We start from the raw sequence: 12,572 nt of genomic DNA, 5'->3' as shown, positions 1-12,572 counted from the left end.
TGCTTCATGCGAGGCGCTTGAGCTTCGGGTCCAGCGCATCGCGCAGGCCGTCGCCCATCAGGTTGATCGCCAGCACCGTGACGAGGATCGCCAGGCCCGGCAGCGTGACGACCCAGTTGGCGCGCTCGATGTAGTCGCGCGCCGAGGCGAGCATCGTGCCCCACTCGGGCAGCGGCGGCTGGGCACCCAGGCCAAGAAAGCCGAGCGCGGCGGCGGACAGAATGGCGTCGGAAAAACCCATTGTCGCGGTGACGATCACCGGCGCCAGGCAGTTGGGCAGCACGGTGTCGAACATCAGTCGCAGCGGGCCGGCGCCGGCCAGGCGCGAGGCCACCACGTAGTCCTTGCCCAGTTCGGCCATCGCCGAGGCGCGCACCAGCCGCACGTAGCTGGGCAGCGAGACGAAGGCGATCGCCAGCACGGTGTTGAGCAGCCCCGAGCCGAGGATGGCCACCACCGCGATCGCCAGCAGCAGGCTGGGCAGCGCGAGCATCACGTCCATCAGCCGAAGCACCGCGGTGCCGAAGCCGCGCGGCCAGAAGGCGCTGGCCAGGCCGAGCACGATGCCCGGCAGCATCGACAGCAGCACGGTGGCCAGCCCGATCAGCATCGACAGGCGCGCGCCATGCAGCAGGCGCGAGAGCATGTCGCGGCCGACGTCGTCGGTACCGAGCGGGAAGCGGGCGTCGCCACCGTTCCATCGGGGGGGCGACAGCAGCGCGTCGCGGAACTGCTCGGTGGGGTCGTGCGGCGCCAGCCAGGGCGCGAACAGCGCGGCCAGCACGACGAGGCCGAACACCAGCAGGCCAGCCTGCGCACCCCGGTTGGCGGAGAAGGCGACCCAGAACTCGCGCAGCGGGCCAGGGGGCGGCGGGGCCGCGCTCGCCAGGGACGCCACGGACGAGTCGGACGACGGATCAGCGGCCATGGCGGATGCGCGGGTTGACGAGGCCGTAGAGCAGGTCCACGAGCAGGTTGACGCTGATGACCAGCGTGGCCGAGATCAGGATGCCGCCCTGCACCACCGGGTAGTCGCGCCGGGCGATGGCGTCGATCAGCCACTTGCCCACGCCGGGCCAGGAGAAGATCGTCTCGGTCAGCACCGCGCCGGCCAGCAGCGTGCCCACCTGCAGGCCGATCACCGTCACCACCGGCACCAGCGCGTTGCGCAGCGCATGCACGCCCACCACCTGCCAGGGCGCCAGGCCCTTGGCGCGGGCGGTGCGCACGTAGTCCTCGCGCAGCACCTCCAGCATCGACGAGCGCGTCATGCGCGCGATCACCGCCAGCGGGATGGTGCCCAGCACGATGGCCGGCAGCACCAGGTGCGACAGTGCCGAGCGCACCGCGCCGGGCTCGCCTGACAGCCAGGCGTCCAGCACCATCAGCCCGGTACGCGGCGCGATGTCGTATTCCAGCGCAATGCGCCCGGACACCGGCAGCGCCCACTCCGGCGCGATGCTGCGCATCTCGACCGAGAAGAACATGATCAGCAGCAGGCCCCACCAGAAGATCGGCATCGAAAAGCCGGCCAGCGACAGCCCCATCACGCCGTGGTCGAACAGCGAACCGCGCTTGATCGCCGCGATCACCCCGGCCGTGAGGCCCAGCACAGTAGCGATCAGCAGCGCGCACAGCGACAGCTCCAGCGTGGCCGGGAAGAGCCGCAGGAACTCGCTCCACACCGGCTCGTGGGTGATGAAGGACTCGCCCAGGTCCAGCCGCAGCGCCTTGGCCAGGTAGTTGACGTACTGCTGGTACAGCGGCAGGTCCAGGCCCAGCTTGTGCAGGATCTCGGCGTGGAAGGCCGGGTCAAGCCGGCGCTGGCCGACCATCACCTGCACCGGGTCGCCCGGGATCAGGTGGATCAGCGAGAAAGCCAGCAGCGTGATGCCCAGGAAGGTGGGCACCACCAGCGCCAGGCGCTTGAGGACGAAGGCGAACATGCGTCAGCTACGCCTCGAAGGGGGTACGCGTTGCCCGGCAGCCACCGTGGATCCGGCTCTGCAGGTCCACCGGTGGCGCCCCCCTGGGGGGGAGCGGCGTGAGCCGCAACGGGGGGGGATCATTTGACGCTGACGTTCCTGAAGTCGTTCCACGAGAACGGGCTGGCGACGTAGCCGCTGACCTTCTTGTTCAGCGCCGTCATGTTGACCGGGTAGACGGTCGGGATCAGCGCCACGTCGTCGTACACCAGCTTCTGCGCCTTCCGGTAGAGCTCGGTGCGCTTCTTGGGGTCGGCCGTCTTGCGCGCGGTGGCGATCAGCTCCTCGAAGGCCTTGTTGCACCACTGCGCCTTGTTGCCGCCGGATTCCACCCCCGAACAGCTCAGGTTGGGGGTGAAGAAGTTGTCCGGGTCGCCGTTGTCGCCCGCCCAGCTCAGGAAGGTGATGTCGTGCTCGCCCTTGCCGGTGCGCTTGAGCAGCTCGCCCCACTCCATCATCTGCACCTTGACCTTCACGCCGATCTTCGCCCAGTCGGCCTGCATCAGCTCGGCGGCCCGCTTGCCGTCAATGCTGCCGCCGATGCGCGTGACCAGCGTCAGCTCGCTGCCGTCGTAGCCACTGGCCTTGACGAGCGCACGCGCCCGGTCCAGCGCCGCCGGGCTGCTGCGCTCGGCCAGCGCGGCGTCGTAGCTCCAGATGCCCGGGGGCAGGAAGCTGGCCGCCGCCTTGGCGTTGCCGCCGTAGACCGACTGGATGTAGGTCTTCTTGTCGAAGGCCAGCCACAGCGCCTCGCGCAACCGTTTGTCGCTGGTCCACTTGCGCTTGTTGTTCGGGGCGATGTAGGCCGTCAGCAGCGGCGAGCTGCGCAGCATCTGCACGTTGGCGTCGCCGTCGAACACCGAGGCGGTGTCGGGCTTCATGTTGGTGCCGATCAGGCACTCGCCCGCCTTGAGCTTCTGCACCCGCACGTTCGGGTCGGTGGTGATCGCCAGGATCAGGTTGTCCACCTTCGGCGCACCGCCCCAGTAACCGGCGTTGGCGGTGAAGCGCACCACCGCGTCCTTCTGGTAGCTCTTGAAGACGAAGGGCCCGGTGCCCACCGGCTGGGTGTTCAGCAGGTCCAGCTTGCCTTCCTTCTGCAACTGCGCGGCGTACTCGGCCGAGGAGATCGAGCCGATGCTCGACATCGCCATGTTCGCCAGGAAGGGCGCCTCCGGCCGGGTCAGCACGAAGCGCACGGTGTGCTCGTCCACCTTGCTGACCGACTTGACCAGCGAGGACATCTCCATGCCGGTCCAGTAGATGTAGCCGTTCTTCGCCACCCCGTGCGCCGGGTGCGCCTTGTCGGCCATGCGCTGGATGGAGAACAGCACGTCGTCGGCGTTGAAGTCCCGCGTCGGCTTGAACCAGGGCGTGGCGTGGAACTTCACCCCTTTGCGCAGGCTGAAGGTGTAGGTCAGCCCGTCCGGGCTCACGCTCCACTTCTCCGCCAGCCCCGGCACCACCTCCGTGCTGCCCGGCTTGAAGTGCAGCAGCTGGTCATAGATCGTCAGCCCGGCCGCGTCCTGCGTCACCAGCGACTCATATTGCACGATGTCGAACCCGTCGGGCGAGCTTTCGGTGCAGACCGTGAGCGTGCCGGCAGCATGCGTCAGCCCGGCGGCGGCGAGCAGGACCACGGCGGCGACGGCGACGCGGCGGAACGAGAGCGGGTTCTTCTTCGTCATCATGGGCTTCCTCTGGGTACGTTCTTGGCAGGGGAGGATCATCAACCGGCCTCGGTGGCGGCGGGTGGTTCACGTTCGGCGCGATCGAGCAGTTCCAGCAGCTCCAGCCCACGCGATGCGCCACCGCGCGCCGCACGCGCCTGGAAGCGCACCCGCGCGTCGTAGTTCGCCAGCGCCACGGTGGCCAACTCGTCCATCAGCCGGTTGACGCTCACCGCGTTGGCACGCGCCAGCGCCTTGAGGCGCTCATGCTTCTCGTCGGGCAAACGGATGGTCAGGGTGGACATGGAAACGCCTCCAGACAGGCCTCGGGTGTCAGCACCCGCAGCCCGGGAAACCTGAGCTCGCCCTGGGTCGGGTCACGCAGGTTGCGCGTGACGATGGCATCGGCCTGCGCCGCGACGGCCAGTTCGATCAAGTGGCTGTCCGCCTCATCAGGCAAGTTCGGGCGCCAAGCGTAGAACACCTCAACCCAGCGGCAGCACACCAGGAAGCCGTCGAGCAACTCGCTGCGCTGATCGGCCGTCAAGGCAACGCCGCACAGCAGCCCATCACGGCCCAGCACATCCTCGTACTCCGACTGCAGCGCCGGTCCGATCACTGGTTGCCAGCACCCGCGAAGGCACGCCCGTAGCGCCTCCCGGGCCGCTCCCCCGCCTCGCAGCATCGCGGCGACGAGGATGTTGGTGTCGAGCACGACGGTCGGCATGGTTGCAGATGATAGCGCGGGCGCTGTCATCTCGATGGTTCACCCGGGATCGTCTGCACCAGGCCCGTAACCCAGCAGTAACGCAGGCACTGCTACACCCGATGTCCAGCCCCGCCCACTCCCGGTGCGGGAACCCCTGCACGGAGGACGACCCGTCATGCCAACCCCTTCGACCAGCGCCCAGTCGCGCCTGGCCGCCAGCCCCACTCGCCGCCGCGCACTGCTGCACGGGGCTGCACTGCTCGGCCTGCCACTGGCTGGGTGCAACTTCATTGGTGTCTGCGAGGACTATCCGCCTCACGTCGACATCACTCCGTTGCTGTGCGTGGTTGATGCGGGCGGCACCGCCTCCTTTGTGGCCGAGACCCACGGGCGGACGACGCTGAGCTACCAGTGGCGGCGCGACGGCGTCAACATCCCGGGAGCCACGGGACCGACCTGGGAACTGCCGAACGTGGCGTACAGCGACCACGGCGCCCGCATCGAACTGGTGGTTTCCTCTTCGGAGCACACCTCAACCAGCGGCACCGCCCACATCCACCTGCGCCCGGGCATCACGATCCAGCCCCAAAGCGTTGCAGCCACCAGCGGCCAGACCGCCACCTTCGCGGTTCAGGCCGTGGGCACATCGGACACCGTGCTGCGCTACCGCTGGTCACGCGATGGCACGCCCATCGAGGGTGCCGATGCCGCCAGCTACACAACCGGGCCGCTGTCAGTGACGGACGACGCTGCGCTCTACCAGGTGCTCGTCTGGCAGGAACTGCCGGGCGGTTTGTGGGGTGCCGCCGAGGACCAGGCCGGCCGCCTGAGCGCAGTGGCCACGCTGGCGGTGACCGTGGCGCCCTGAGCACGCCCGATCGGGCCAGGCTCCTGCCAGTAACCCGCCAGTAATGCCCTGGGGCCTACAACCTCCCTGCACCCCGGGGGGTGCGCTCAACACACAGGAGGTTCGAGATGAGATCCATGGTGCAAAGGCTGCGACGCTGGCTGCTGCCGGCCTTCGTTTGCGTGGGGGTCATTGGCTGTGGAGGCGATGACACCAGCACTCCGTCCGGTCCGCAGGCCCCGACCATCACGGCACAGCCGCAGGACGCCAGCGTGACGACCGGCGCAGCGGCCAGCTTCAACGTGACGGCCACTGGTGACGCCACGTTGACCTATCAGTGGCGCCGCAACGGCAGTGCCATCGCAGGCGCTACCGCCGCCGCCTACTCACTCGCGGCAACGGCCAACACCGACGATGGTGCCGAATTCAGCGTCGTCGTCACCAACAACGCCGGCAGCGCCACCAGCCGAGCCGCCAAACTCACGGTCACCGACCCGGCTGCAGCCATCACCAGCTCGCCGCAGTCCGCCAGCGCCACGGTCGGCCAGACCGCCACCTTCACCGTGGCGGCCACCGGCACCGGCACACTCACCTACCAGTGGCTGCGCGACGGCGCCGACGTCGCCGGTGCCACGGCCGCCAGCTACACCACCGCCGCGCTGACGCTGGCCGACAACGGCGCGAAGTTCAGCGTGCGCGTCACCGACGCCAACGCCAGTTCGGCCACGAGTGCCGACGCGGTGCTGACGGTGACGGCGGCATCGACCTCGACGGCCACCATGAAGCTGTACCAGGGCGATGGCTACACCCTGGCACTGCGCCAGGACGGCAAGGTGCTGATGCTCGGCAGCGAAGCCTCGCTGGATCGGGCCCCCACGACGCCGGTGTCGGGCACGGACGCACGCATCGTCGATGGTCTGACGGCGGTGGACATCTCCGCATCGTTGGCCGTCTCGGCCGACGGCAGGATGTGGCGCTGGGGCGCGCACGGCGGCGACAGCACGACGGCACCGCGCGTGATTGCCGGCATCGACCAGGTGAACTCGGCGTTGACGGTGGTCGGATACACACTGGCGCTCCGTAACGACGGGACGGTCTGGCATCTGCCAGGCGTCGAGAGCGTGAGCTCAAGCGGCGCGAGCACCGTCACACCGCGCAGCATTGCCGGGCTGAGCGGCGTTGCCCGCCTGGCGCTCGGCCTCACCGGCGGGTCCATGCCGTTGGCCATCAAGAGCGACGGCACGGTCTGGCAGCTGTCCTGGAGCGCCCAGGTCGTCATGGGTCCCTCTGGTCCGGTGACCACCCACACCGGAAGCGCCCGCCAGGTCACCGGTCTGACCGACGTTGCCGACATCGCTTGCGCAACCTCATCGCACTGCCTCGCTCGGCGACGCGACGGCAGCGTCATCGCCTGGGGTTTGAACGACGAAGGCCAGCTGGGCAGCGGTACCGGTGGCTCACCCGTGCCCGTGGATGCGGCCATTGCCGTGCCAGGTCTCGGCCGCGTGGTCGCACTCGGGGCGATGAGCCGAGGTTCCGCAGCGATCACCCAGGACGGGCGCCTGTGGACCTGGGGAGCCTCGCACGGGCAGGGAAACGCCTCGTCGTTCTACGCACCAACCGCGATGCCGCGGCTCGACGGAGCCGTGGCCCTGTCCTGCGCCACTGGCTGCAGCGTGCTGCTGGGTGACGGCAGCCTCTGGGGCTGGAACGGCAGCGGCACCTTCGCAGCCAGTTCAGCCACGCAGGCCGCCGCGCTGAGGGTCGACACCAGCGGCATCACGGTGACCCGCCCGCCGCAAACGGTCCAGACCCATGCGGGGCAGACGGCCACCTTCAGCGTGGAGGCCAGCACCGGCACGGCTGCAACCTACCAGTGGCTGCGAGACGGCGTGGAAGTACCCGGCGCGCGGTCGGCCAGCCTGACGACGCCGGCACTGACCTTGGTAGACGACGGAGCGCGCTACAGCGTACGCATCGGCAATGCCAGCGGGAGCGTCACGACCCGAGGCGCGGAGCTCTGGGTCACGGCCACCGCCACCGACTCAGCCGCCCCAGGGCGTGTCATGACCGACCGGCTCTACCTCTACAGCGACCTGGCCGGCAGCGCAGCCACCTGGCGCTGGGGCGATGGCAGTGCTGACAGCTCCGGCAGCCCGGTGAGCAAGGTCTGGCGCGCGCCCGGCGACTACAGCGCCCAGCGCAACGGCAGCCCGCTGCGCGTGGTGGCGATCGGCCATGCCCTGGCCGACGGCTACGACCACAGCTGCGCCCTGAAGGCGGATGGCACGGTGGTCTGCTGGGGCAACAACAGCTACGGCCAACTCGGTGACGGCACGGTGGTCGATCGTCGAGTCCCCGTGGCCGTGCCGGGCCTGAGCGGCGTCGTTTCGCTGAGCGCCGGCTCCCAGACCAGCTGCGCACTGAAAGTCGATCGCAGCGTGTGGTGCTGGGGCCGCAACGACCTGGGACAACTGGGCAACGGCACCCGGATCGACAGCCGCACACCGACGCAGGTGTCTGGTCTGACCGACGCCACCGCCGTGGCAGCGGGCAGCTTCCACACCTGTGCCCTGCGGTCGGGCGGCGGGGTGCGCTGCTGGGGCAGCAACAGCGGCGGTGCGCTGGGTACAGCCACCACAGCCAACCCCAGCAGCACCCCGGTCGATGTCGCCGGGTTGACCGACGCGGTGGCGCTGGCCGCAGGCAGCGGCAGTTGCGCGGTACGTCGCAGTGGCCAGGTGGCCTGCTGGGGCACCCAGGGTCTCGTGCTGACGCCCACTGGTACACCGGTGTACCAGGCCACGGCTGTGGCCGGCCTGGCCAACATCGTGTCGGTGAGCTTCGGCAGCTCCCACATGTGTGCCCTGCGCGGTGATCAGCGGGTGCTGTGCTGGGGCAACAACCTCAACGGCCAGTTGGGCGACGGCAGCAGCACCGCACGCAGCAGCCCCACGCTGGTGACCGGCCTGAGCGACGCCGTGGCGATCAGCGTGGGTGACAGCCACAGCTGCGCGCTGCGTGCGGGCGGCGGCGTGGCTTGCTGGGGCTATGCGGGTACCGGAGCGATCGGTGCCTTCCCTCCGTCTCAGAGCGTGCCGGTGAATGTGCTGACCCCGCGCGACATCCCGGACCTGGCCGACGTGACCGCGCTGCAGTCGCAGGGCAAGCACAGCTGTGCGTTGACCCGCCAGGGCCGGGTGCTCTGCTGGGGCGAGGGAATCCTCGGCAGCGGCAGCGTTGCGCGCAACTACACGCCTGTGCCGGTCTTCGGTGGGGCGGTGTACTGGAAGTGAGTCTGTGAACGGGTGCTTCAGCGCAGGTCACCCGATTCACTCCCGAGGAGGTCGTGCGCACGCTGGCGCAGGACCGACTTGATCTGCCTCTGTACCCGTCCCGGGGTGTACAGGCAAACTACTGAGATCGAACTGCTCGAACGAGCTGGTCCTGTGCCGCAGGGCAGTGCCCCATGATGGGGTGTAGTTGAGCGAGCGTTGAGCCGGCAGGGAGAGATGGTCAAGCATGTCCGAGTCCGTTGGCATACAAAACGACGAAGACGACGCGCAGGCGCGCAGTCCGGTGACGATTCATCTGCTGGGCACGCCTCACATCGAGGGGCCTGGCGGTCGTTCCGCGCTGGGTGATCTGGATGCGCTGTTGCTGTGGCAACTTGCGGTGGGGGCGCATCAGTCGTCAGGCCAGCTGGCGCAGCTGCTGTGGCCGCAACACCGCCCTGCAGCAGCAGGCAACAGCTTGCGGCAGCGGGTGTTCCGCCTGCGGCGACGGGGTGTGGAACTCGTGGGGCACGGCGGTGGTTTCCACCTGCATCCCGGTACGTCCGTCGACCTGCTCGCGCTGCAGCCCTGGTTGGATTGGGCCCCCACACGCTGGGCGGAGACCGAGTTGCTCCTCGGTGTACACGCGCCTGGCACAGAACTGACCACCTTGCTGGACGACGGCCGCCGACAATGGGCAAGTCAGCGTTGCGAGCGCACGCTCGCACTCGCCCGGGACCTGGCCGCACAGGGACGGTTTCACGATGCCCTGGCGTGGCTGCAGCCACTGCACCAGGTGGAACCGGGACGGGAAGCTGTCTGCCGAGCGCTGATGCAGGTCTGGCTGCACCTGGGGGATCGGGCCGCTGCCATGGCTGCATTCGAAGCCACTGAGCGCCATTGCCTGCAGCATGGCCGTGCACCGCTTGAGACACTCACACTGCAGACTTTCAAGGACCTGCTGGACGGTCCGACAAACCCTGACCCAGGGCCAGCGAAGGCGGGGTCGCCGCCTGAGACACAACCCGCGGAGTCGATGACACCGACGGGAGACACGGCCGCAGTGGCCGCGCCGAGGCGGCGACTGCCCGCAGCGCTGCTGCGCCCGCCGCGCCTGATCGAACGCGAAGCCCCTGCCGCCGCGGTGCGCCAGGCTTGGCAGGACGGCCGTATGGCTGTGCTGCTGGGCGAGGCCGGCATGGGCAAGTCCCGCTTGATGCAGGATCTGGGGGCATGGGCGCAGGGCCAGGACCGCTTGGTGTGGCGCAAAGCCTGTCGGGACGAGGCCGCGCAGCCCTATGGCGTGCTGGCATGGCTGCTGGGCCAGGCACTGGATAACCTGGCGCCGGAGGCGGCTCCCTCCCGGGACGCACCAAGTGCGGCCGATCTGTTGGCCGAGGCGGACGTCCAGGCGCTGGGGCCCCTGCTGCCGGAGCGTTTTGCCCGGCACGGCATCGCTTGGTCCGCCTTGACCGGCCCCGGCGCCGACCCCCTGCTGCGGCGGGCGGCCCATCGGGTGCTGGAGCGCGCACTGGGTGGGCGCTCGCGGCGCGTGTTGGTGGTGCTGGACGACCTGCAGCGCGCCGATGCGGCCAGTCTGGAGTGGCTGCGCAATGCCCGTGCCGGCAGAGACAGCGACTCGATCGCGTGCATCGACTGGTTGCTGGCGGCCCGGCCCGCGGAGGGCTCCGCCCAACTGGCGATCCTGCCAGAGGGGGATTGGGTGGCCATCGAGCTGCAGCCACTCAGCGCCACGGGCTTGGCGGCGCTGCTCGACGACCTTCGTTGGCCGTCTCCCACAGACGCTGCTCACCTGCGCAGCATGGTCGGCGGCAATCCCTTCCAGGTCTTGGACACGTTGCGCCACGTCTGGCCTAGCCACGCTGCAGCGGTCGACCTGCGACTCGGCCTGGCCACCGAACTGGCACAGCGGGTGAGCCTGCGCCTGTCGGCCATCAGCACCGAGGCCCGGCAGCTTGCGGAGCTGGCTGCCGTGGCCGGGCGGTTCTGGGAGCCTGGTCTGGCGGCTGCGGTCCTGCAGCGGCCGGTCCTCGCCCTGACAGACGCCTGGCAGGAGCTGGAAGACGAACAGATCTTCGTGCTGCTTCAGGACGGTGAGCCATCCGGCCACGCGCTGCCTCTGCCCGAGGGTGCGACGCATCGGCCAGGACACCGGGAAGCGGTCGCGCCTACGCCGGGCATTGCCCATGACTTGCTACGCGAGGTGCTGCTGGCCAGCCTGCCAACGGCCAGGTCGGTGGCTTTGCATGGGCTGCTGGCCCGACATCTGGAGGACCGCCCCGGCGTCCCGGCCGCCGAGCTGGGCCGGCTCTGGCAGGCGGCGCTGCACTGGAAGGAGGCAGCTCTTGCCTGGAGCCGGGCCTCGGAGGGGGCGGCCCAGCTCGGCCGGCCCGTCGAGCAGCTGGCCGATGCCCGCTCGGCGCTGGCCGCCTGGGAGCGCGTCGACGATGCGAGCGCAGGATTCGATCTCTGGTACCACAGCAGCGATGCGATGACCATCGTGGAGGGCATCGATGGGTTGCAGGCCCTGGCACTGCAGCTGCAGGCGTGGGCCGACACACCATCTCGCCGGGCGCGGGCTGCGGCCATGCTGGCCTTCTGCCGACTCAACCAGGCACGCCTCGACGAGGCGCTGGCGATCGTCGAGCAGTGCCTGGAGGGTCCGCTCGATGCCGCCCAGGCGATTGATGCCGAGTCGCGCATCGACCTGCTGCGCCTCCGGGCGCAGTGCCAGATGATGCAGGGGCGCACCGACCTGGCCCGCCACACGCTGGAGGACATGGCCGCACTGGTCGCCACGCACGCAACGCCCGTGCAGGCGCTGCAGCATCTGGGTGCGCTGAGCTCGCTGTACAACCTGGAGCGGCAGGTCAGCCGATCGATCGAGACGCTCGAACGCGCGCGGCAGCTGGCCAGACAGCTGCGCAACCCGGCCGAAGAGGTGGTCCACCAGCAGAACCTGGCGGTCAGCCTGGGTCAGGCGGGCCGCCTTCGCGAGGCTCTGGCCGCGGCCGACGAGGCCTGCCGCATGCATGCGCAACTCGGTACCCTGATGGGTCTGCACGGCCCCATCAGCCGCCTCAACCGCGCCCAGATCGAACTGCAGTTCGGCCGCTTCGAGCCGGCCCTACCAGCACTCGAAACCGCACTGGCCGCGATCCCGGCCGTGGTGTCGGTTTGGCATGTGGCCGCGGCGCACCGGCTGGCACTGGCGTGGATCTGGCTCGGCCAGCACGGACGGGCCCATGCGCTCCTCCAGGAAGAACTGCCGGCGGCACTCCCACCGGCCTCCCGCAGTCTGCGCCACCAGTTGCGCGCTCGCCTGGCCCGTGACCAGGACGGGCGGCTCGGCGCCCTGGGGCCGCAGGAACGGCGGCACCTGGCCGCGGCCCGTGCGGTGTGGGATGGCGTCGACCCGAACCTGATTCCCCCGGAGCATCGCCTGCGCATGGCCCGCGGACTGGCAGCCGAACAGGCCTTGGCCGTGGCGGCTCAGGTAGCGCAGCAGGCCGCAGCGCAAGGGGCCTTCGGCATTGAGGCCGCGGCCAGCGTGCTCTGCGTGCAGGCGCTGGCCGACTCGGGTCAGGGACGCGCCGCTGCGGATCTGGCATGGGCCGTGCTGCAACGGCTGAGTGACGGCCTCTGCGTCGAATGGCTACCCAGCGAAATGATCTGGATCTGCGTGCGGTCCCTGACCGACGCGGGCGAGATCGCGCAGGCCGCCGACGCGCTCGAACAGGCGCGGGCGTGGCTGAGCAACGCCGAAGAACACACACCACCAGCATGGCGGACCAGCCTGCGCGGTGCCAACCCCTGGCACCGGGCCATCCTGCTGCGCGACGGGCAAGGTAGAGCAACGGCGGTGGCGCCAACGAGCAGCCCCCTCGGTGTGGCCGGCACCACCCCTGGACTTGACTGAGGCAGACACCCAACGGCCCGCCACCATGTCAAAGCCTCCTCGCGAGCCCATGCTGAGCGCTCCTGCCGACATGGCCGGGCCGGACGGCGACTCCCTGGCACTGCACCTGCTAGGCGCGCCCTGCTGGCAGCGCTGGAGGGCAGGGC

General features: G+C 69.6%; 8 protein-coding genes and 1 pseudogene. 4 read left to right on the top strand and 5 right to left on the bottom strand.

The window, feature by feature from the left end:
• Positions 1-4: 4 nt before the first annotated feature.
• The 5 genes from NGK70_RS12675 to NGK70_RS12655 all read right to left on the bottom strand — a co-directional run bounded on the left by NGK70_RS12675 (position 5) and on the right by NGK70_RS12655 (position 4,382).
• Positions 5-928: an ABC transporter permease subunit gene (locus tag NGK70_RS12675; RefSeq protein WP_251973557.1), complete on the bottom strand. Its 924-nt coding sequence runs from the start codon at positions 926-928 to the stop codon at positions 5-7.
• The gene (locus NGK70_RS12670) at positions 918-1,946 is read right to left on the bottom strand and encodes an ABC transporter permease subunit (RefSeq protein WP_251973556.1); all 1,029 of its coding nucleotides are present in this window, start codon (positions 1,944-1,946) and stop codon (positions 918-920) included. Before NGK70_RS12670 ends, NGK70_RS12675 begins: the two co-directional genes overlap by 11 nt.
• Positions 1,947-2,065: 119 nt before the next feature.
• A complete protein-coding gene (locus NGK70_RS12665) occupies positions 2,066-3,673 on the bottom strand; it encodes an ABC transporter substrate-binding protein (protein WP_251973555.1) in 1,608 nt (535 codons plus the stop codon).
• A gap of 41 nt (positions 3,674-3,714) precedes the next feature.
• The gene (locus tag NGK70_RS12660; RefSeq protein WP_251973554.1) at positions 3,715-3,960 is read right to left on the bottom strand and encodes a toxin-antitoxin system HicB family antitoxin; all 246 of its coding nucleotides are present in this window, start codon (positions 3,958-3,960) and stop codon (positions 3,715-3,717) included.
• Entirely contained in the window at positions 3,948-4,382 is a 435-nt protein-coding gene (locus NGK70_RS12655; RefSeq protein ID WP_251973553.1) for a PIN domain-containing protein, read from the bottom strand. The genes NGK70_RS12660 and NGK70_RS12655 overlap by 13 nt, the downstream gene beginning before the upstream one ends.
• A 157-nt stretch (positions 4,383-4,539) precedes the next feature.
• Here NGK70_RS12655 and NGK70_RS12650 point away from each other — a divergent pair, with 157 nt between their 5' ends.
• The 4 genes and pseudogenes from NGK70_RS12650 to NGK70_RS12635 all read left to right on the top strand — a co-directional run bounded on the left by NGK70_RS12650 (position 4,540) and on the right by NGK70_RS12635 (position 12,426).
• On the top strand, positions 4,540-5,232 hold the full coding sequence (locus NGK70_RS12650; RefSeq protein ID WP_251973552.1) for an immunoglobulin domain-containing protein: 693 nt from the start codon (positions 4,540-4,542) through the stop codon (positions 5,230-5,232).
• Between the two features lie 107 nt (positions 5,233-5,339).
• Positions 5,340-8,507 (top strand): hypothetical protein, encoded by a 3,168-nt coding sequence (locus NGK70_RS12645; protein ID WP_251973551.1) that lies wholly within the window; start codon positions 5,340-5,342, stop codon positions 8,505-8,507.
• Positions 8,508-8,733: 226 nt separating this feature from the next.
• Positions 8,734-9,327, top strand: a pseudogene (locus NGK70_RS26635) (AfsR/SARP family transcriptional regulator); the annotation flags it as partial.
• A 195-nt stretch (positions 9,328-9,522) separates the two neighbouring features.
• Positions 9,523-12,426: an AAA family ATPase gene (locus NGK70_RS12635; RefSeq protein ID WP_251973549.1), complete on the top strand. Its 2,904-nt coding sequence runs from the start codon at positions 9,523-9,525 to the stop codon at positions 12,424-12,426.
• The last annotated feature ends 146 nt before the right edge of the window (positions 12,427-12,572 follow it).

This window comes from Sphaerotilus microaerophilus (assembly GCF_023734135.1).
GTDB classification, from domain to species: domain Bacteria; phylum Pseudomonadota; class Gammaproteobacteria; order Burkholderiales; family Burkholderiaceae_C; genus Sphaerotilus; species Sphaerotilus microaerophilus.
The sequence above is the reverse complement of the archived record's forward strand: the minus strand, read 5'-3'. Positions and strand labels throughout refer to the sequence as shown.

What these genes read in the sequence shown, in the direction of transcription:
- NGK70_RS12675 (WP_251973557.1), bottom strand. Translation starts at nt 928, where the DNA reads ATGGCCGCTGATCCGTCGTCCGACTCGTCCGTGGCGTCCCTGGCGAGC.
- NGK70_RS12670 (WP_251973556.1), bottom strand. Translation starts at nt 1,946, where the DNA reads ATGTTCGCCTTCGTCCTCAAGCGCCTGGCGCTGGTGGTGCCCACCTTC.
- NGK70_RS12665 (WP_251973555.1), bottom strand. Translation starts at nt 3,673, where the DNA reads ATGACGAAGAAGAACCCGCTCTCGTTCCGCCGCGTCGCCGTCGCCGCC.
- NGK70_RS12660 (WP_251973554.1), bottom strand. Translation starts at nt 3,960, where the DNA reads ATGTCCACCCTGACCATCCGTTTGCCCGACGAGAAGCATGAGCGCCTC.
- NGK70_RS12655 (WP_251973553.1), bottom strand. Translation starts at nt 4,382, where the DNA reads ATGCCGACCGTCGTGCTCGACACCAACATCCTCGTCGCCGCGATGCTG.
- NGK70_RS12650 (WP_251973552.1), top strand. Translation starts at nt 4,540, where the DNA reads ATGCCAACCCCTTCGACCAGCGCCCAGTCGCGCCTGGCCGCCAGCCCC.
- NGK70_RS12645 (WP_251973551.1), top strand. Translation starts at nt 5,340, where the DNA reads ATGAGATCCATGGTGCAAAGGCTGCGACGCTGGCTGCTGCCGGCCTTC.
- NGK70_RS12635 (WP_251973549.1), top strand. Translation starts at nt 9,523, where the DNA reads ATGACACCGACGGGAGACACGGCCGCAGTGGCCGCGCCGAGGCGGCGA.